Genomic DNA, 20329 nt, shown 5'->3' on the forward strand with positions numbered 1-20329 from the left:
TTTACTGATGAGGCACTAGCGAAACGGCGAATACTTTGAAAAGAGAAATTAAATTCTCAGTCCAAACTCATCAATACTCAAGGAGAACTGCAAATGCTGGAGATCCTCGCGGAAATTAACCTGCTTGAAGAAACCGATGGCGGCATGAAACGTGATGGATGCTCGGGAATGATGCCTTCATTTCGTGTAAACGATGAACTAATCATGTGCGAAATCTTAGCTGCTGATGATCAACATCAAGTCTTCCATAGGGGGAAGACTTATCTCGTTACTATTCATTTACCTTACGGAGAAATTTTTTCAGACATTATAGTGCCTAATTACACGTTTGAATTGAACTATGGCAGTAGAACGGTAGGAAAAGGTACGGTCATAAACATCACTCAATCCAAAGAGAAACCCAAATAAAAAGGACAACAATCAAAGGTCCCAGCAGTGAACCAACAACAACCGAAATCCAGAACCCTCGTGTCGTTACGAAGTTTTTCAATGTGTTCCGCGCTATGTAAGGCTTAATCTCTTCTGTTTTTCACTGTCTTTTAACACCACAGTAACACCTTCCCAAGATAATTAAGGATGGAATCCTTGCACACTAGCAGGAGAGCGTTTCACGTACTAGCCCTTCCTTTGTTAATTGATATACTTCATCACAATGTTTGGCCACCATCGCGCTGTGAGTTGCAAGGATGACTGACACTCCGCCTATTTTCAGCTCGTTCAGACACATTAAAACGATGAGCGCTGTCTCATCATCCAATGCACCGGTCGGTTCGTCAGCCACAAGGAGCCGCGGCTCCTTGATTAAAGAACGAATGATACCTACACGTTGGATCTCTCCGCCCGACAATTTTTCAATTTTATGGTGAAGCAAATGGTTTATCTCGAATAAGTGGCTTAATTGTTCAATCCGCTTTGTAATATTATCGCTATCTTCACGTTTTTTCTCAAACCATAGGGGAACTACGATGTTTTCCAAGGCAGTCAATTTCGGGATCATAGGGCTATGCTGTGAGATGTACCCTATTTTACGCTTACGGACATCACTTAAGTCGTGTAAATTCATTTGGCTCAAATCTTCTCCATCCAGCATATATTGCCCGGTTGTGGGTTTTTCCAATCCGGCCACAATGTTGAGTAAAGTGCTTTTTCCAATACCGCTTTTTCCTTTGATCGCTATAGTGCTTCCCTTTCCTACGGCCAAATCTACATTTTCAAATACCTTTGAACCTTTAAAATCCTTGGCTATAGATGTCAACGCAACAAGCGGCATATACTCTCATCCTTTCAACTGCTGAACAATATCTAGTTTATCGAAATATTTCTGCGTGTAGCGACCGATCACAAACCACATAATCAAAATGGAAATACCTACTGCCACAACATAATTAACGATGATAAACAACGGATCTTTAAGCGTTAGAGCAAGGAGCAACAGAGGCGGAATATAGCCGATCAACTGCAATAAAATGGCTTGACGTTTTACGATCCTAACCATCTGCTCCATGCTGATGCCGCTGATCAACAGCACTTTATAGATATCGATATTTTTGTTGATCGTGATTCTAGTAATGACAACGAAGAGAATAATTACCGTCGCAAACAAGACAAGAGAAAATACCATTAACAGATTCCTATTGATCTCAGTGAAACTAATAATTGAGTCAATAGCGATACCGCTTGCTCCAATCACAGCAAAGTCATGAAAACCGGTCTTATCGCCGATGTCTTCAAGTGTATTCCTTACCTGGATCGGTGTTAATTCCGTAACGATCTTCCCGTTCACCTTACTTAATAGTAAAGCTTTCAAAAAAATCCCGTCCATTTTAGGGGGAGACTGCTCAAACTGAAGCATCGGCAAAATCATGTAGCGGTTCAATAATAATTCAGGCTCCGACCCAACTTTCAGAACTTTCTGAGAAGGTTCGAGTATCCCTACAACGACTCCTATGAATGGCTTCCAGTAATATAAAATATCTAAGGTATCACCGACTTTATAAACCCCGTTATAATCGGAACCGATAATTATCGGAATTGTATCCTTATTCGCGTTAAAAACATAAGCATCTTCTTTGAATGCTTCCCCCTGGCTTAATTGAATCTGATTCAAATCAAACACTGTTTGATTCAGCTGTACCGATTTTATGAAGCGATATGATTTATTGCCTATTTTACGTGCCGGTTGATTGCCTCCTGATTCATAATAAGCATCAAAGATTGGATCGCCCTCAAAGTTTGCTATGTCGATCGGCTGCTCGACCCCGTTATAATACTTAAAAGCTGAAACGGCATTTACTCGCTTACTAAAATCGTTCAGTATCTTAATACTATTAGGATTGGAGAAAAACTCCTTTTCTTTTTCATTATATAAGTTATCTGAAATTTGATATAAATTTTTGCCTTTGAAGTTATTGGTTACGCCCACCTCAATATTAGTTTGGTTAATATTTATCGTAAGTATGAGAAGCAGACTGCCAAAAATAATCGAAGCAGCGATCAGCATCGTGTTTAGCAGCTTATTTTGTTTCAACAGTTGTATGATCATCCTCAATATTTCTGACCACCTTTTCTGAACGTGTAAATAAATGTAAAATACCAACCAAGCATCATTACAAGAAAAATGTAAAAAAGCACGAGACAAGCTGAATAAATCAACCATGAAATGTCCCATAAAGGGGAGATATCATGGGCTATGAAAGCCAGTATCATTAAAATCATGGATATGACGATGTACGGCAAAATTTTGGTTTTCAATAAGATGATGTAGATAGCACCAGGCGAATAGCCGGATAGATATAGTATCGAAAGAAAATAACTTTCCTTATTTAACCAAATGGTTACGGTTATGAATAGCATGATAGACATCAAAAAGACCGTTATATATTGAATCAATACTACGAATTGATTTGATTTCAAATTATAAGAACCATTTTGTTCTGAATGAATTATTCTAACGTTGTTCCCATTCATCGTTTCGTTAAAAACAGGCATCACATCAAAACTCGGTGTCATAAACACAAATTTTGTCCCTTTTGCAACGTCTATATTGATATGCCGCGATACTAGCCAAATGTCAGACTGCAATTTATAGGAGTTAGGCGCATTAAAATAACCAATCCATTTGTAGTCACTAGGGATCGCTTTGGCATTGGCATACTCTCCGATAATGGCTACATTGTCCGTATCAGTATAATCATCGAATTGTTTGATTGGGGGAAACTTGACTTTTCCGTTGAGCCATACGAATTTTAGTTGCGGAGTGTCCTCATTATACTGGAACAGGATATAGTTACCCGCATTCGTTTGAAGCGGATAATTGATTTTCTCCATACTGAATATAATAGATTTTTTATTGATGTACCCATTGTTCAGCATATTTACAGAGTCGAGATACGATAAAAACCAAAAAGTTACGATGCCTATAATCGTAAATAAAAGCGTGATAGAGTAATATAATACATCTGAAGCAGGACGAATGTACTTAATCATCATTGTTATTTATGTAGAGAGAGATAATCAATTCGATTATCTCTCTCGTCGACTCCTTATTCCTCGTTACCGTAGTATGTCTTTCCTACCCAATCGCTAAAAGACTTATCAATCCAATCGCTTTTAGCCTCGGTGCTGCCTGTCCCCCATACTCGTCCACTGTCGCCCTTAATTTCACCTGTCCAATAACCCTCAAACCTAGCTCTAGTATAATGACGAGTATCCTTCCAAGTAGTTTTGCCAACTGCTCGTTTCAGCAACACAGTAGATCCTTCTCTTCTGCTCTCCACGTACCCTTCATGTTTCGGTTCAGAGGCAGCAAGAATTGAAAAACCCTGGTTGTTGTTAATCGTAGTAAAATAACCGCTCTTTTCACTCCACCCACCAGATACCGTTTTTGAAGCAACTGATTCTGCCGCAAGGACGTTCGGCGTAACACTTGTTACTACAAGTCCAGTTGCCAATACAAATACAGGAAACATTTTCATTTTCTCACGTTTCATATTTAATACCACTTACTCCTTCCATTATAGTTTTTTATTTGAAAGCTGGCCAGCTATTCAAAACACAATAACTATTGCCCTTGTCAGCAAACAGCGTGGATTCGTTTTAATGCAGTTCTATCTACTATGTAAGATTACTTTTCTTCTCTAGTTTGTATTGTTTATATTACACTATAAAGATACAATATTTGTAATAATATATAAATATGACAAAAGAACCATTTTTTTCTTTGTCTACACTATAAAAAAGCAGTTTAAATACTACACCGCAACTTATTGCGGAGAACAGTGTAGAATTCATAAACATCCCACAAACTAGGAGATGAAGTAAATTTGAGGAAAAAGTTACTTTTAGCGTTTATCGTGGGCAGCTGTATTTCAGCCGCTTCCGCAGCAAGCAGTTCCGATTTAATACAGGCGCATTTATTCCCTGGGTCTATCTACTTCAATAATCAACCCGCTTCAAAGCAAAACGGAAACTTTGAGATTCTCAACTATAACGGTTCCGTTTATGTGCCCCTACGCTACATGGCCGAAAATATGGGCGGCAAAGTTCATTATGATGAAGCAAACCAAGACATTTATATCGATCGACGCGTTAACAACTTGACGAAAGCCGAAATCAGCGTGTCCAAGCAAGCAGATAATTTTATGCTAAATCTGCACAGTGAAAAAGAAGCCTACAAATCGAACGAAATCATTCATCTATGGAGCTCCCTTGTTTATTTAGGGGATGAAGAGATCACCGTTGGTCATGGGAACCCCATCATCCTTTTTTCGGTTCGGGACGAGGAAGGAATTTCTTCTGATGAATATATAGAGACCGTTTTAATAAGAGATCAACTCAAGAAAAATAACGAGTATAAAGCTACTCTCCCTCTAAATATCATAGAATCTTACAACTATAATAAAAAAGGACGTCCCGACATTAAGAAATTATTAGAGAAGGAGCGGTCTTGGCTGCTGTCGCCGGGAAAATATACGATCGGGGTAACGGCGGATTTTAGTATCGATGGGGATAAAAAAGACAAAATCATGAAAAGTGAAATCACGATACAAGTCGAACCACAGTGAACCAACAACAACCGAAATCCAGAAAATGTGTTAGAGCGTGTCTTCAAAACTAAGATAGCCATAACGTAGGGGGATTTAAGGAATCAAGTTTTATCCCAACCTGAGGACAAGAACTTGATTCCATTGATGTAAAGGACAGTGCATTACTAATCCGTAATGTTTCCGCACCAGCGAGTGATTCCTTCATTTATTGTTTGCATTGGATTCGGATCTGATAGAGAAATCGCCCAGGCAATGTGTCCATCTGGCCGAATAAGTGCCGTGTGGACGTCGTTCCAATCCGCGTCTGCCTCAGCCAAAGATGCATGTACAACTTGAAGGTTGCTATACGTTTCCCATTGACCGCTATTCTGTTCGTTAAAATGGAAGTGCAACAGAAGAAAAGTACCTTTGTGCAGGAACGGATAGGAGTTAATCAATTGCCCGTCTTTCAGCTCTAAGCTTAGATCCTTGAAACGTTTCCCGTTTAAAGGATGGGGAGGCGCTTCGGCGTCTGGAGCATAATGTACATCAATTGCGGAAACTTGTGCGGCGATTTGATAATTAGCCTCCGGTATCTGAATCAGATTAGCCAGCATCCTTCGCAGTTCCGTGATGGGAGGAGTCACGTCCAGAAGCAGGGTTTGGACCTCGGTATTCCGGAGCAAGGCCGTATTCCATGGGAAACGTTCGGTATGATAACTGTCCAATAGCCAGTCCGGAGCCCAGCCTTTGATTGCTCCTGCAAGCTTCCAGCCTAAGTTCATCGCTTCTTGTAAGCCGACGTTCATTCCCTGTCCGCCAGCCGGAAAATGAATGTGCGCCGAATCTCCCGCCAAAAACAATCGACCATTCCGATAGCGTCCCGCTTGCCGCGTCGCATTTCCGAAACGGGACATCCATTTCACATCGTTCAATCCCAGGTCGCTTCCGGTCGTACGGATGATCGATGAACGAAACTCTTCAAATGTAACGGGCTCATCCTTAGGGATGTTACGTCTCTCCATATCGATAATTAAGACCCGATACATATGATCATTGATCGGCATGATGCTGACCAAACCTTTTTCTGTAATCCGGGATATGACACTCATAGGAGCCAAATCAGATAGAACGGCATCCCCCAGAATAGCCGTGAAGGTCGCGTCTGTACCTTCAAATGATATATTTGCATGTTTGCGAACCAAACTTCTGGCTCCGTCCGTACCTACCACATAAGCAGATCTTAACGTTGTTTCTCCATTAGGTCCCGCGATCTTAACGTCGACCCCACCCTCATCCTGATGCACAGATAGAGCCTCAACCTCTCTCCAGACCTCTGCGCCAAGGCTAAGAGCCCATTCCTCCAGCACCTTCTCCGTCTCACTCTGCGGTAAAAAGAGCGTGTGATTGGAAGAAGAATCCAACACCGAGAAATCCAAAGGAGTTTCTAATCCGGCAAAATGCCCTCCTGAAAGTAAGCGGCCTTTACTGATTAATTTTGATTTCACTCCACGCATATCTAATATTTCAAGGGTTCGTGGATGTACTGTAAGCGCACGTGAATATGGAGTTGTCTCTTTTAATCGCTCAATGACGCAGACCTTTATACCGGCTAATGCCAATTCTCCAGCCAACATCATGCCGACAGGTCCGCCACCGATAAGGATGACTTCATATTTCATATAAATAACCTCTTTTCTTAAACATTATGGGAAGATCACGATAGCGTCTATTTCGATAAGCCATTCAGGATCGGCTAGTGCTTGAACGCCTATATAGGTACTTGCTGTCTTCGGCCAGTTAGGGCCAAACACATGAAATCCGGCGTCAAAAATAATCGAAATCAATTCCGGGTTGTGGTTTACCACAAAAATATTCATTTTTGCAATGTACAATGGATCCGCTCGCGCGGCTTCCAATGCATACTTTAGATTATTGAACACTTGAATCGCTTGCGCGTAATAGTCCCCTGAACCGACCAATGCTCCTGTTTCATCTACAGAAACCTGACCGGAGATGAAGGCCAGTTTAGAGGCAGTAGTTACCACGACATGAGAAATTACAGATGTGACCTTGTCCGTCAATGTCTTTGGATTCACGATTTCCATAGGCAAGCATGCTCCATTTCCATATTTATAAATCTTCTCTTGAAAAGTGGATAAGTGTTTCCGGTAGAACCTCCTCCATCAAAATTATTGTTTCGTTAGAACTCTTTTTAATAATTGTTAATAAAGAAAAAAATAAAAATAATATATAATTTTTGTTTCATATGAAACAATATTATTGTACTGGGTCATTCCTTATCCTGTCAACCCCAATATGAGCATGCCCGTTTGTTTCTCAGAAAATAATCTATGCTATAATGAAACAAATGAGTCGAGGAGTCAGCATAATCATGGATACTGCCAATAAAAACAAAACCGCAATTCATGAATTTTTCGTTCAGTTTCTTCAGCAAAAAGAGCAATATGAAACCCGAATAACTGCAGCATACCTCGAGGATATCCGGAAGCATATCGAACCGGAATTCAGATTGAACATGACGGAACTGCACACCATTGCGTGCATCGGAGAGCAGGAGCCGATCAATGTCACTTCCATCGCGGAAAGGATAAATTTAAGCAAAGGGAATACCTCCAAGATCGCAAATAAATTACTAAAGGCAGGTTGGGTGCGAAAAGCCCAACTCAACGATAACAAAAAGGAAGTGTACTTTCGGCTAACGCCTGTCGGCAAAAAGCTATTTGCTGCTCATGATGAGCTCCATACGAAGGAAAAGCAAAGAATGTACGAATTTTTGGAAAGATACAACGAAAGCGAGCTTGAATTTATCAAACGGCTGTTTGGAGATATGGTTGACTTCTATCGCTAACGTACCTCAACAAAGACAATAGGCATCCGTCCAGAGTTGTAATGACAACCGGCAGTTCGGATGCTGTCAGAATGGTTCCATCCTGAACCAACATGCGGCATTCCAATGGAAAACAAAAGGGGAGGGGCTGTTTTTTCAACAGAACTACTCAAAAAAACGAATGTGGAAAAGGTTAATGCAGCAAGCATTCCCCAAAAGCTTCCCAACCACGACAACGCCATGCATTCCTGAAACAACACATTGGCAGCCAAAATAGCCCCAATTAAAGAAACGGGTGACTGGCATGAAAAGATTTTTTGTTTTTATGTCTTTCGTACTAATTATTGGTTTTTTATGTTTTTATTGGGTTTCATTCTGTTATCAAAAAAATGAAGACGGTATTCCAATACCTAACAAGGCAATTTTAAAAGAAAAAATCGTTTCAACTGAAAGAGTGATGCATATTTATAGATTAGACGGGTTACAACAAACAGACGGTTTCCCGGAAAGTTATAAAATTCGACTCAAACTATCAGGATGGAACTATTCGGGAATAGAGAGCGAAGGGGCACAATTTGTTTTCAAAAAAAATAACGGTGAAAAATTATATATTTCTATATACAATGACGAATTTTCACTTTCCATGCCAAATTAAAAAATCCTCCCCCACCATAAAAAAAGATCGCCCCTTGTCCGCATCATTTGCGGCAGGGACGATCTTCCGTGTCATAGTTTGTAATAATTTATCCATTTATTCGAATACAGCGAAAAATAGTCAGCCACCAACTCATTTTGCTCATGGAAGCTTAAATCCGTGAAGCCTCTTATCTCTTCCATCGTCTCACTATGATCTATGCCGCTTTTTACAATGCCCTCTTCAAACCGCAACTCAAGAACATCCCGGAAATGATGCGTACATTCATAATCACTAAACCAATCATCGTACCCTACGACGTCAGCGCATAAAATTATGCCTCCCGAATAACCAAGGGGCAGATTCACCTGCTTGTATTCCCAAAAACCGCCGTAGCCCTTCTTTCCCGAAACGCCATTCAAGTCAGGAGGGCTAACAACCGAACAATCCAGAGTTACACAAAAAGACTTGAGAAGAAGCTGTAGATCATCCATTTCATATAGACAATGGAAACCTCTCCAACATGCCGTAAAATGATCAACAGGATGATACCCAAATTTTTCGGGAGTAAACGGCCAGTCCTTCTCGATAGCCGCCAGTTCATAGTGCTTTTTCTTGCTGTATTTATCGTTGTTTTCCTTGTTGTATTTGAAATAATCGGGGATCTGTTCAGACATATGGGTGCGCGCAGCTCACTTTCTAAACGTTCTTTCGTAATCCTCAAAGCGGATTTTTCTAATCTGCTTGCGGTCCGAGGTGCGAACGATAATGCCTTCGGACTTGCCTCTGGCATCGATCCCGACTTGGGTTTGCTCAAACTGCTTCAAAAATGAAAACGTCTCTTCCAGCGACTGCGGAAAAGCGGAGCCCTTCACGCTAGTCAACAGCGGCGCATACGCCAGCTCCATCGTTTTAACAAAATCGAGCCTCTCCGCCTCATGATAAAAAGGCTGGTTTCCATGATCGCGCCATTCCGCTATTTTTTCTTGCGGCAGCGTAAGGAGATGCTCCAATTGCTTCTTATCCAATGAAAACACGTCAAAAACTCTGTACGCTTGCGTCTTATTTTCCGTGTAGTTTTTAGCCGCCTTCGTTTTCCCTCCGTACGATTCCTGGTAGATGACGGTCAATGCCCAATCCTCGTCCGAACAAATCCGGTCAATCAATTGATCGGCCAACGGGCGCAGAAATTCGGCAATATTCCCGTAAGGGTTGCCTATCCTGTCCCCTTTGGCAAACAACAGCTCCTCTCTTGAGCCGATGAGATAATCGATGTCGTTCCCATTTTTGAACAAAATGATCCTGGCGTTCTCCCCATCCACTTTTTCGTAAACAAATACATCGTCGGCCTCGGAGAAGCCTCTGCCTTCCGATAATTCGTCAGTTAAACGGCCTCTTTCCCCCAATTGATGATAAGTAAGAATGCTCGGATATTTCGTCAAAGAGTTCATTTTCTTTAAGTCCATGAATGGTTGTCCCCCTGAATATCTCGTATGTTTTACCATAATAAGGTTTCTATAGATTCATTACCGTCTCCTTTGGGTGAAATTGTTATTTCTATTTTGGGATGGGCGAATTCGGGGCAAATGTCCCGGATGTTAACTAAAGTAAGCTTCCATATCCACCAAAATGTGCTATGATGCCTGTTGACTATTTCCGAAAGACAGGTGTCCTGATGTCAAATACTTATGCCAACCATCGAATCGAAAAAGCCGATCTTGATTTTGACGGGGTCAACGGAACGTATTTTAATGGCGCCGCTTATTTGTTTTATCACAAAAGATCCACGACCCAAGGAGATCGTATCGTGTATTCCCGCGTCATCCTCAAAAACGAGAAGGGCAAGGAAAGCTTGGAAACGTACGATGCCAATACGGTGATGCATAATAAGAAAAACTACAACGTCAACGGCCATACTGAAATCTCCAACATTGCCAGCGTCGTGCACCAAGGAGCATTGTATGTATTTTGGACGGAGGACGGCCACCTCTGGCACAAGAAAACGGCGGACGGCCAGACGTGGACAACGGCCGAACAGATCGGCTTTGCCTTCAATCGGCGCACGCAATTCGCAGCCGTGTCATTGGGCGGACGACTGTATCTCATCGGCGGACGCCATGTGGACAACAAGGACACTTTGGTTGTGGTTTTCCTCGATAACGACGGAAAAACGTGGCGTTCCGAGAACCATCTCAACTGGAAAAATATTCGGAACGTGTGCGCCTGCGCCTACCATGACGCAAACGGCAGCCTCAGCATCATGATCGGCATCGTGACCACCAACGCGAATCTGTGGACGGCAGTGTATCGTTGCAGCATCGACTCGAACATCGAAGGCAGCGGTCTGCGGGAGGTTAGCAGCCAGCGGCATAACGAATACGACGGACTTGTCGACTTCCTCGCCTTGGAGACCGGCACCGTTCAGGACGGCATACAGGATCCTGCGATCCAGTTGTTCATCAATGGTTGGCACCGACCTCACATCTGGGCCGGGTACAAAAACAACCAGAAGAAAGAATACAACATCCGTACAGGCGTATGGGGACCGAAAATGACCCGTTCGCACGGTCATACGAAATACCCGACCTGGAAGTACATGGGTGCCCTGCAATACTTCGCACCGTTCGGGGATAAAGGCGAGATGCAGCAAGAAATCTGGCTCTACATGTGCTATAACGACGACAGCGTCGTGCAGCAGGGGAGGAGCCAACTGGTGCTCTGCCGCTACAAGTCGGACAAGATGAAATATGTAAAGACGGAAGACGGCACGGTCAGCAAAGAATTCCGGGCTCTGATCGGCGTAGTGGAAGGCGCTCCGCCCTATGTGCGGAACGGCAGCGAATCCGGCAACTACGGGTCTACCTTCTATTATGGCCGTACCGAAACCAGTCAGGTAGCGATTTCCACCCAGTTCAAGTTCAGCTCGTACGTCAAAGCGGGCGGCAGTCTGCCTGTCGGCGTGGAGGCCACTTTGAAATTCACCACCGAGCATTCGTACAAAGCGACACAAGCCTCGGAAGTGACCATCCTGTTTGACAAAAGTATCGTTCCTGTCCCGGGGGAGAATGCCGTAACTTACATTTACCTCGCGCCTCATGTCTTCAAGACAACCTATGAGATGTATGACTGGAAAGGAGAAAGACCGTTCGGCATTCAGAGCTGTTTATTCCATGCGAAGAAGGCTAGTGTCGATTTTGACATGCACGATATTCTCCATACCTACGTGAAGAACCCGAACACGCACAATTACGAGACCTTCCTTCTCCGTTCCGGCGACTTGGCTCCGTATGCCGACACCGAGCGCAGCCTCTCGCTCGATGTCACCTGGGTCCCGGGCGAGACCAGCGTCTTTTTCCAAAAGAAGACCTCGGCCGTCGAGATTGAGAGCAGCAAAGTGTCGGCCGAATTTGCGGAGGGCATCAAAAACATCTTCGACATCGGCGGCAATCTATCCTACGAGTATGAATTCTCTCACCGCTCCGACGTGTCGGAGAAGGTCGGCGTGAAATTGAATTTCCCGTTCCCACGACCCGATCACCCGGAAGACGTCAAAAAATATGTGCTTCGCATGCATCTGTTGGTGCCCGGCGAGAATCAGACCAAGCCATGCTATTGGATTCCGGAGGGCAAGGAAGAGCAGTGGCCATGGTGCGTGGCATGGTCGGTCGAGGAAGTCGTCAGGCAGGGAAAGAAAACAACTTAGGCGAAATCCGTCCGCTGGAACGACAGGAGCCAGACAAAAAGCGGCCCGAGTGGATCGGAACCGCTTTTTTGTCTTCACTCCGCAGGAAGCCCCTTCACCTCGCATCCGGGACAATAGCGGATGTAGTTGAAGTTTTCGGTCGGCACAGTTTTGACCGTCTTGCCGTTCTTATCTTTATAGATCTCGTATTGCCGGTAAGCTTCCACCAAGTAAGTTCCGTCTTGATACTGATCGGCTAATTTCCACTGCGTGTATACCGAGTATTGCTTGGCTCCGTTTATGGAGGAACCGGAAGTGGAGAATCCTCCAGTCATGATGGCCGGTTCACCGCCGACCTCAACCTTACCCAATAAACTCATAGCTCCGTCAGACAGAAAAGAAAAGCTATGCTTCCTGTCCACCATAATAAGCAGAGTCAGCAGCATATTCAAAAACACAACGATAGAAATCCATACCGATTTCTTATGAACGATATTCATTGTTCGCTGCAGCACCGTATCCCCCCCTTTATAAGACAAGTTGTCTTTTATCATTAGATATGCACTTCAAGGGCGGAACATGCTTCGGCTGAAGGTCCGGTCCGCAGGAACCTAGGGACCACGCGGGCTGCGGCCGTATCAAGCAAGCCAACGGTTCAAATGGTCGATCGTCGTCCGGATGTCCCTCGCCTGCTCCTCGCCGGAAATTTCCCGCTCGATGATCAGTTCACCGTCGTAGCCGAGGGAGCGAAGCTTGGCCAGAAACGCCGGGAAATTCACTTTGCCGGTGCCAACCAGCACTTCCTTTCCGAGCGCATCCCCGTTCGTCGGGTACAGCCCGTCCTTGACGTGAACGTTGCGCACGTAAGAGCCGATGACGTCCAGCGCGTCGATCGGGTTGCCTTTGCCGTAAAGAATAAGATTGGCCGGGTCGAGATTGATGCCCAGGTTCGGCGTGCCGACGCGCTCGATCGTGCGAAGCAGGACGACCGGCGTTTCCTGGCCCGTTTCGAACCAGAAACCGAGCCCTTTGCCATGGCAGTACTCCGCCACCTCGCGAATCGCGTCGACGACACCTTCGTAGTTCGGATCGGTCATATTTTCCGGGATGAAGCCGCAATGTGTCACGACGGCCGGGGCACCGATCCGCTCGGCGAAATCGGCCCACCGCTTAAGCGCTTGTACCCGCTCTTCCCGGTACGCTTCCGGCACAAGGCCGAGCGTGACCGGACCCTCCGTGAAATTCCATGCGCCGGGGCCGGCTACCCAGCTCCACATCGCGCAAATGCGCACGCCGTGCTTGGCGGACTCCCGTATGACATTGTCCGCGATTTCCTCGGTGCAAAGCTCCGGATGCGTCCCGATTAACTGACACACCTTCAGGCCGAATTGGCTGACATGCTCAAAGCAGCTCCCGTTGTTCCGCAAAATGTTGACGACGCCGATTTCCATCGTTCCCCTCTCCTCCTCATGATCATGGATTAACGTAATCATACCGTGGAGTCCGGGGCCGATCTTTAGACGGAGCAGCGTGTTTTTTGCACATGTTTTTGGACAATTGGCCGATGAATTTGCATTTTTATTCGCTAAAGGATCTTTTATGAAAAGAAACAGGAATTTAACAGTTAACGTTGAATGTTGATAATACGGAGGAAAGATAACGTTTTCATAGAGGGGGCGGTTTTCGGATGCGGTTTCCACGCTACGAGGTTCGCGAAGAAATTCAAATCGGCAAGCTGATTTCCTGCTTCTATTTCGAGTTATCCAAAAACTACAGGTACGCCGGCGAGAAGCACGACTTTTGGGAAATATTTTACGTGGACAAGGGCGAGATCGAAATCGACACCGATTCTGGCCATTTCAACTTGAAGCAGGGCGACCTGCTGTTCCACGAGCCCGACGAATTCCACAGTCCGAAAAGCAACGGAAAAGTGTCCCCGAACGTCTTCATCGTCACCTTCGAATGCGAATCCGAGCCCATGTCGTTCTTTCTCAAGCAAAAGCTGTTCCATCTGGACGACAAAATACGTCCGGTGCTCGCCCGGCTGATCGAGGAAGGCTGGAACGCCTTCGGGCCAAGCCCCGCAGGCAGCGGCAGAATCCTGTATCCGCGGGACAACGCCCCGTTCGGAAGCGAGCAGCTGTTCAAGCTGCATCTGGAAACGCTGTTGATCTACCTGATCCGCGCAAGCCACGAAGAGCGGGACATCAAATCGCCCCCCGTCCCCCGCAGCAAGCAAGAAAGCGGCATGGCCGACAAAGTGATCGGCTACATGAACGAGCATATCGGCGATAATTTGACGCTGGATATGCTGTGCGACCACTTCGCCATCGGGCGGACCCAAATGAGCATTATGTTCAAAAAACGGGTCGGCTGCGGCGTCATGGAATATTTGAACCAGCTCAAAATCGACCGCGCCAAAACCTACATCCGCGAAGACGTGTACAATTTAACCGAAATCTCCGAGCTCCTCGGCTACAGCAGCGTCCATTACTTCTCCCGCCACTTCAAGAAAGCGACCGGCATGACGCCGTCGGAATATGCGAAGACGCTATCCGCCGGATACGCCCGGATCGTCAAATAAGCGCCCGAACGCAGACGGCCCTCCATCCCCATCGAGCAAGCGGGGAAGGAGGGCCGGACCGTTAAAATAAAATTTCGCGGCGGCTCCGATACGATTCGTACGTGCCAAGAATGATCTCCAGCGAATGCTTTCCGTCATGGCCTGTCACGACCGGCTCGCGATCGTGCAGCACCGCCAGCGCCATATCGCGGATCTGTGCGGCGTGACCGTCGGGAATGACGGTAAACGGCTCGAACTGCGGAATGTCCACCTGCTCTCCGATCACGTCAAGCGTCGTAATCTCGTCGCCGGTCAACACAATCGTGCCCTTGTCGCCGTGAAGGACGATCCGGTGGTCGGGCTGATTGTAAGCCGTTGTCGTCGCTTCGATCGATCCGAGCGCGCCGCTTTTGAATTGCAGCGAGGCGACGGCAGTGTCCTCTATCTCGATATCCCGCAGGACATTGCGCGCGTAGCCGTGCAGCGAATCGACCGGCCCGGCCAGCCACTGCAGCAAATCGATCGTGTGGATGCCCTGATTCATCATCGCCCCGCCACCGTCCATCGCCCACGTCCCGCGCCATCCCGCGCTGTCGTAGTACGCCTGATCGCGGTAAAACTTGACGTAGCCGGAGCACAGGCTCAACCGGCCGAGCTTCCCGTCGTCCAGCAGCTTCTTGACGAACTGCGAAGCGGGCGACATGCGCCGCGGAAAGATCGTCGCCAGCTTCACGCCGATGACGTCGCACGCCTCGATCATCCGCTCGGCATCCGACAGCAGGATGGCCATCGGCTTCTCGCAGACGATGTGCTTGCCCGCCTCGGCCGCCTGAATCGTCTGCCCGGCATGCATGCCGCTCGGCGTGCACAAGCAAACAACGTCGACGTCAGGGTCCGCCAGCAGCCGTCCGTAATCGGTGTAAGCCTTCACCCCGTACTTCGCCCCATACTGCTCCGCCCGGCCTGCATCGACGTCGCAGACGGCCGCAAGCTCCGCTTCCGGAGCCCGCTCGATGCCGGTAAAATGACTCGACGATATGCCGCCGCAGCCGACGACGGCAAACCGCACCTTGCGTGGTTGATCGCTCATTTCATATCCTCGCTTTTCAATTATTCATATTCATCGTTCACGGTATGAATCAGCGTTGCATTCTCGTCGGCAAGGACGGTAGCCCGGCTCGTCGCGATTATGTCCCGGTGCGTCAGGAGGCTCGCCTTCCCTTCGATCCGGTTCAGAAAGTCGCGCGTAATCGTAACCTTTACGGACTCCGGCTCCACGCGGACGAAAGGCTCCCCGTGCGTAATCCGGTAGTACACCTCCCCGATCGCATCGCAGGAGGGATCGCCGTTTAAGCGCAGCTCCGCGCAGCCTTCCGTTCCGGTCACGAACAGGCGGCAATCGCCCCACGTCCAGCTTCTCTCCGGCGTATGCCAGTCCGTGTACAATTGCGCCATCGTGCCGCCGTCCAGCAGCACTTGCGCACATGCCGTATCGTAGAACGTCGGATGCTCGGGCAATATATGCTTGGCCATCAGGCTGTTCACCGACGCGATTTCCTGCCCGGTCAGCCAGCGCAGCAAATCGAAGTCGTGCACGAACAGGTCGATGATAATGCCGCCGTTCCGTTCCTTGGAGAAATGCCAGGCGTGACGGGTGGCCGGCAGCAGCCGGTGCGGCTTGCGCATCGTGATGCCGACGATGCGGCCGAGCGTTCCCGCGTCGATCTCACGCTTCAAAGCCGCCACTGCCGGGCGGAACCGCTCGGTCAGCAGCAAGCCGATCTGGATGCGCCCGCGTGCAATGACCGCTTCCAGCCGGTCAAGGCCGCCTCTTCCCGTGACGGCCGGCTTGTCGAGCATGACATGCTTGCCATGGCGCTCGCACCATTCGATCACGTCGATTTTGTCGCCGTTGACGGCGGACGACCCGATGATCCGGATCGACTCGTCCTGCAGCACATCCGCGCTGTCAAGCAGCGGAATGCCGTGCTTCTGTGCCAGCGACCGGGCGAGCGCATTGCGCTCCGGCTCGTAAATGCCGGCGCACTCGGCCCCCTCCGCCATCATCTCGTCGACGAACGTCGCGATATGGCCGTGCTGGCAACCGTATAATGCAAATCGGATGGACATAAGACAGCTCCTTTCCCTTTTTACTGCGTCATCGCTTCCTCATTCCACAAGCCCGGTCCGCTCGACGCCTTCCACGAACCACCGCTGGGCGATCATGTAGACGAGGAGCGGCGGCATGATAATCAGGAAGCTGGCCGCCATGCGGACCGTTTCGTTCAAGTCGAAGCTGCCCTCCGTTTCCGGGTACATTCCCGTCAGCACCTTGTTTAGATTGAACAGGCTGAGCGACAGCGGCACGTCTTTGCCGCCGAGCAGCATGCCGGTGACGAACGTCTCGTTCCAATGCCAGACGAACGAGAACAAAAACACGACCAGAATGGCCGGCTTCGCAAGCGGGATCATGACCCGCCAGTACACCCGGAACGGTCCCGCGCCGTCGATCAGCGCCGCATCCTCCATCTCCTTCGGCAGCGTCAGGAAGAACTGGCGGAAAATGATCACGAACAGCGCGCCCCGCACCCCATGCCCGAGCAGCGCCGGCAGCAGGATGCCCCAGTGTGTGCCGAGCAGGCCCAAATTTTTGAACAGCACGTAAAGCGGAATGATAAGCGTCTGCGGCGGAATGAGGAAGCTGAAAATGAGCAGCAGGAACAGCACATTTCTGCCCGGAAACTTCAGTCTGGCGAAGGCATAGCCGGTAAGGGAGCAGAAGAACACCTGTCCCACGGCCGAGCCCCCGGACACGATCAGCGAGTTTTTCAACGCGTCCGGGAACTTGAGCCCCTGCCAGGCCAGCTTCAGATTGTCCCAAGCCAGCGAGGTCGGCACCCACTTGATCGTCGGGTCGAGCAGATCGGCCGTCGTCTTGAACATCGTCGACAGCATATACAGGAACGGGGTCAAATACATAAGCGCGACGTCGAGCAGGACGAGATACAGTAACGCCAGCACGATGATCCCCTTCCGCTCCCGGTCGCCGAACAGCAAGACGCGCGTCCGGTCCATCCACTGTCTCCATACCATGGCGCTCCCCTACCTTTCTCCGGAATAATGAACGAATTTGCGTGACAAGCCGAGTACGGCGAGCAGCAGGACGAATACGGCCGTGAAGTAGATCCACCCCTGCGCGCTCGCGTAGCCGTAGCCGAGATTGGCCGTCGTCATGTTCGTAACGATCATATTCAGCACCGGGTTGAGCAGCGGGACGGTAAACATGTCGACGATCGTATAGATGACGTTGAGCAAAATAAACGGCGTCAGCGCAGGCAGCGTAATTTTCCATAGCATCTCCCAGGGAGTCGCTCCGTCGATGAGCGAAGCCTCGTACACGCTCGCCCCAATCGTCTGAAGACCGGCCAAATACAGCAAAATCTGCACCCCGGAATACCACAAAATGACGACGAACAAGTTCAGCACGGTCAAGATCGGATCGGCCCAGAACGTAGGCACGTTGGCCGAGATGAAACCGGCAATATCGTATTTGTTCAGCATGTCGAGGCTGCCCGCCTTCTGGTTGAAAATCTCCGACAGCACCTGGCCGGTGCTGAAGATGACCGGAAGGAAGAAAACGGCGCGGAACGCCATCCGTCCGCGGAATTTCAAGTTGAGCAGAAGCGCCACGAATAGCGAAAACAGCACGATGATCGGGATGACGAGCAGCGTGTTTTTCATCATGCCGACGAGCGCCGCAACAAACGTGTTATCGGATAAAAACGCGTACGAATAATTTTCCCAACCCTTGAACTCGAACTTCATTCCCGCACCGGTAAAACGCACCTTCTGAAAGCTCATGTAAAGCGAGAAGCCGAGCGGGAACAGGACGAACAACCCGAGTCCGGCCAGCCACGGAATGAGAAACAAGTAACCGGATATCGCCTGCTGCGTCTCGATCGAGAGGCGGGATCGCTTGGGACGCGTGAAAGACGAAGGCTGCATCTTATCCCTCCTTGCCGACGACGGCGAACTCGCGCGGCTTGACTGTGATGTCGCCCGTCGAATAGGCCGTATCGTTGTAATTGACGACAATCGCCGTCCCGTTCTCGTAGCGGGTTTCGAACACGCCGTCGGCCAGCTCGCGGTGCCCCGTGATGAACAGACCGCGCACCGGGCCGAGCGCTTCGTTCCAGCGTTTGTACTCCGAGGCGATCTGCTGCTTCCACACGTCGTATTGGCTGCTGTAAATAAAATCTCCCGGCGTATGGCGCAGCAGCGCCGGATCTTCGGAGGTGAGCAAATAGTGCGGCACGGCGCCGAACTCGATCGAGCGCAAAAACTCGGTCGTCCCCGTCTCCCGCAAGTTGCCCCATTCCCCTGAATAGTCTACGAGACCGTGAACGGCAATCGGCAGGAACGGAACCGCCTTGGTGGCGACCAGGTCATAGCTGGCGCCAATCGGCATCCGCTGGACGAAATCGAGCTGGCCGATGAGGTAGCTGCTGCCTTCCGCCGCCCCGGCGAAGCCGAGACGCTCCTTGGCGAGCCGGAGCAGCTTGCGGTAGCTTTCCGCCGCATCGGCGCGCGTCGCAGGGTGTGACGAACGGTAATCCGAATACAGTCTGCCGAGCCCTTCGAAGTACATACCGTCGATGCCGAGCGCCTCGTAGCTCCCGACTTGCTCCTCGAACAGCCGCAGAGCAACGGATGCGGGATTCACATATTCGGTCTCGCCAAGCCTTTCGTCGTACCGCGCCTTGTTGTTGATGTCCCGCATCACGTCGCGGGACGGGACGAAGCTGCCGTTCAGCCGCGAACGCGTAAAGTCGGCCTGCAAGTAGACGCGGTCACCCCGCTTCCGCGCTTCGCGGGCAAAAGCCCTTAGCCCTTCGTCGCCTCCGAGCCCCTTCTCCGCCGGCGGCACGTCGGGCATGACGCTGCGGTCCCCGCCCTTAGCCCAGCCGTTGTACAGCACATGAATCGGTCCGATACCCGAGGCGTGCAGCCCTTTTAAAATGTCGGTCCCCTGTCCGAACGTCGTGACGGGCACGAAATTCGGCGAGAACAAACCTTTTTCCTCGGCGCCGCCGTAGAGCGTCACAAACAGCGGAAGTCCGTTCGCGTCAGGCGTGATTTTCTTCATCCCTTGCGTTTCCATCAAGTAGCTGCGGTAATCGGCCGCCATTCCGGCGTAATCGGCTTTGCTGCCATTCTGGAAGTAGTAGCGGATGCGTCTGTTTTCCGTCGACCTCGTCTTCTCCACCGTCTTATACCCTGCCCCGAGCTTGCTCGTCTGGCGGAAATATTCGTTCCGGTACACGAATTGCGGCGCAATCCAGTGGAACGACGTGTACAGCCCGGCGGGCGTCGCGTGCACGGTCGACGTCGCTTCCCCTTCCTCGATGACGGCCAGGTACGAATGATCGTCCCGCTTCATGCCGAATGCCGGAAAAATCGTATAGGTCCCCGGCTGGCCGGGAATCGCATCGTCGCTGCCGTAAATTTTCGCGGAGACGCGGGATTGCAGCTGATGCTCCGCCTTCATCGGAACAAGCGCGCCCATCTGCAGCGG

21 protein-coding genes and 1 pseudogene are annotated in these 20329 nt (G+C 49.1%); 6 read left to right on the plus strand and 16 right to left on the minus strand.

Annotation, left to right across the window (positions count from 1 at the left end; genetic code table 11):
* The first annotated feature begins 93 nt into the window (after nt 1-93).
* Nucleotides 94-408 (plus strand): hypothetical protein, encoded by a 315-nt coding sequence (locus QJ48_RS14150; protein WP_054974212.1) that lies wholly within the window; start codon nt 94-96, stop codon nt 406-408.
* A gap of 184 nt (nt 409-592) precedes the next feature.
* On the opposite strand, the gene QJ48_RS14155 is transcribed toward QJ48_RS14150, so the two are convergent.
* From QJ48_RS14155 to QJ48_RS14170, 4 genes are all read right to left on the minus strand, one after another.
* Nucleotides 593-1270: an ABC transporter ATP-binding protein gene (locus QJ48_RS14155; protein WP_054974213.1), complete on the minus strand. Its 678-nt coding sequence runs from the start codon at nt 1268-1270 to the stop codon at nt 593-595.
* A gap of 6 nt (nt 1271-1276) precedes the next feature.
* The gene (locus QJ48_RS14160) at nt 1277-2527 is read right to left on the minus strand and encodes an ABC transporter ATP-binding protein (protein WP_237762911.1); all 1251 of its coding nucleotides are present in this window, start codon (nt 2525-2527) and stop codon (nt 1277-1279) included.
* Between the two features lie 17 nt (nt 2528-2544).
* Nucleotides 2545-3327, minus strand: a complete 783-nt coding sequence (locus QJ48_RS14165) for a hypothetical protein (RefSeq protein ID WP_237762912.1) — start codon at nt 3325-3327, stop codon at nt 2545-2547.
* 215 nt (nt 3328-3542) lie between these two features.
* Nucleotides 3543-3989 (minus strand): hypothetical protein, encoded by a 447-nt coding sequence (locus QJ48_RS14170; RefSeq protein WP_054974215.1) that lies wholly within the window; start codon nt 3987-3989, stop codon nt 3543-3545.
* Between the two features lie 333 nt (nt 3990-4322).
* Here QJ48_RS14170 and QJ48_RS14175 point away from each other — a divergent pair, with 333 nt between their 5' ends.
* Complete coding sequence (locus QJ48_RS14175; protein ID WP_054974216.1) at nt 4323-5063, plus strand: stalk domain-containing protein; 741 nt, start codon at nt 4323-4325, stop codon at nt 5061-5063.
* Nucleotides 5064-5209: 146 nt separating this feature from the next.
* Here the strand turns inward: QJ48_RS14175 and QJ48_RS14180 are convergent, their stop codons facing one another.
* Both QJ48_RS14180 and QJ48_RS14185 read right to left on the minus strand, forming a co-directional pair.
* Nucleotides 5210-6706, minus strand: coding sequence for a monooxygenase (locus QJ48_RS14180; protein WP_054974217.1), 1497 nt, complete (start codon nt 6704-6706; stop codon nt 5210-5212).
* A gap of 24 nt (nt 6707-6730) precedes the next feature.
* Complete coding sequence (locus QJ48_RS14185; RefSeq protein WP_054974218.1) at nt 6731-7132, minus strand: RidA family protein; 402 nt, start codon at nt 7130-7132, stop codon at nt 6731-6733.
* A 287-nt stretch (nt 7133-7419) separates the two neighbouring features.
* On the opposite strand from QJ48_RS14185, the gene QJ48_RS14190 reads away from it, so the two are divergent.
* The gene (locus QJ48_RS14190; RefSeq protein WP_054974219.1) at nt 7420-7896 is read left to right on the plus strand and encodes a MarR family transcriptional regulator; all 477 of its coding nucleotides are present in this window, start codon (nt 7420-7422) and stop codon (nt 7894-7896) included.
* On the opposite strand, the pseudogene QJ48_RS38705 reads toward QJ48_RS14190, so the two are convergent.
* Nucleotides 7856-8168, minus strand: a pseudogene (locus QJ48_RS38705) (hypothetical protein); the annotation flags it as partial. The gene QJ48_RS14190 and the pseudogene QJ48_RS38705 overlap by 41 nt on opposite strands.
* Before the next feature lie 11 nt (nt 8169-8179).
* Here QJ48_RS38705 and QJ48_RS36885 point away from each other — a divergent pair.
* The gene (locus QJ48_RS36885) at nt 8180-8530 is read left to right on the plus strand and encodes a hypothetical protein (protein WP_157261629.1); all 351 of its coding nucleotides are present in this window, start codon (nt 8180-8182) and stop codon (nt 8528-8530) included.
* A gap of 71 nt (nt 8531-8601) precedes the next feature.
* Here the strand turns inward: QJ48_RS36885 and QJ48_RS14195 are convergent, their stop codons facing one another.
* Together QJ48_RS14195 and QJ48_RS14200 are read right to left on the minus strand one after the other, a co-directional pair.
* A complete protein-coding gene (locus QJ48_RS14195) occupies nt 8602-9186 on the minus strand; it encodes a hypothetical protein (RefSeq protein WP_054974220.1) in 585 nt (194 codons plus the stop codon).
* 15 nt (nt 9187-9201) lie between these two features.
* Nucleotides 9202-9975, minus strand: a complete 774-nt coding sequence (locus QJ48_RS14200) for an RNA ligase family protein (protein ID WP_054974221.1) — start codon at nt 9973-9975, stop codon at nt 9202-9204.
* A gap of 209 nt (nt 9976-10184) precedes the next feature.
* Here QJ48_RS14200 and QJ48_RS14205 point away from each other — a divergent pair, with 209 nt between their 5' ends.
* Complete coding sequence (locus QJ48_RS14205) at nt 10185-12212, plus strand: kelch repeat-containing protein (RefSeq protein WP_054974222.1); 2028 nt, start codon at nt 10185-10187, stop codon at nt 12210-12212.
* 74 nt (nt 12213-12286) lie between these two features.
* On the opposite strand, the gene QJ48_RS14210 is transcribed toward QJ48_RS14205, so the two are convergent.
* Both QJ48_RS14210 and QJ48_RS14215 read right to left on the minus strand, forming a co-directional pair.
* A complete protein-coding gene (locus QJ48_RS14210; RefSeq protein WP_157261631.1) occupies nt 12287-12706 on the minus strand; it encodes a hypothetical protein in 420 nt (139 codons plus the stop codon).
* Between the two features lie 123 nt (nt 12707-12829).
* Complete coding sequence (locus QJ48_RS14215) at nt 12830-13642, minus strand: sugar phosphate isomerase/epimerase (RefSeq protein WP_054974224.1); 813 nt, start codon at nt 13640-13642, stop codon at nt 12830-12832.
* A gap of 236 nt (nt 13643-13878) precedes the next feature.
* Here QJ48_RS14215 and QJ48_RS14220 point away from each other — a divergent pair, with 236 nt between their 5' ends.
* Nucleotides 13879-14775 carry an AraC family transcriptional regulator gene (locus QJ48_RS14220; protein ID WP_054974225.1) on the plus strand — a complete coding sequence of 299 codons (897 nt, stop codon included), beginning with the start codon at nt 13879-13881 and terminating at the stop codon, nt 14773-14775.
* 61 nt (nt 14776-14836) lie between these two features.
* On the opposite strand, the gene QJ48_RS14225 is transcribed toward QJ48_RS14220, so the two are convergent.
* The 5 genes from QJ48_RS14225 to QJ48_RS37480 all read right to left on the minus strand — a co-directional run.
* Nucleotides 14837-15844 (minus strand): Gfo/Idh/MocA family protein, encoded by a 1008-nt coding sequence (locus tag QJ48_RS14225; RefSeq protein WP_054974226.1) that lies wholly within the window; start codon nt 15842-15844, stop codon nt 14837-14839.
* A 20-nt stretch (nt 15845-15864) separates the two neighbouring features.
* Nucleotides 15865-16884, minus strand: coding sequence for a Gfo/Idh/MocA family protein (locus QJ48_RS14230; protein WP_054974227.1), 1020 nt, complete (start codon nt 16882-16884; stop codon nt 15865-15867).
* A 39-nt stretch (nt 16885-16923) separates the two neighbouring features.
* Nucleotides 16924-17847 (minus strand): carbohydrate ABC transporter permease, encoded by a 924-nt coding sequence (locus QJ48_RS14235; RefSeq protein WP_054974228.1) that lies wholly within the window; start codon nt 17845-17847, stop codon nt 16924-16926.
* A 9-nt stretch (nt 17848-17856) separates the two neighbouring features.
* Nucleotides 17857-18759, minus strand: coding sequence for a carbohydrate ABC transporter permease (locus QJ48_RS14240; protein ID WP_063858090.1), 903 nt, complete (start codon nt 18757-18759; stop codon nt 17857-17859).
* Between the two features lies 1 nt (nt 18760).
* Nucleotides 18761-20329, minus strand: a 1569-nt coding sequence (locus tag QJ48_RS37480; RefSeq protein ID WP_237762913.1) for a DUF5696 domain-containing protein, incomplete at its 5' end; no start/stop codon positions are given.

The sequence above is a fragment of the Paenibacillus sp. A3 genome (assembly GCF_001399685.1).
In the GTDB taxonomy this organism is placed as follows: domain Bacteria; phylum Bacillota; class Bacilli; order Paenibacillales; family NBRC-103111; genus Paenibacillus_G.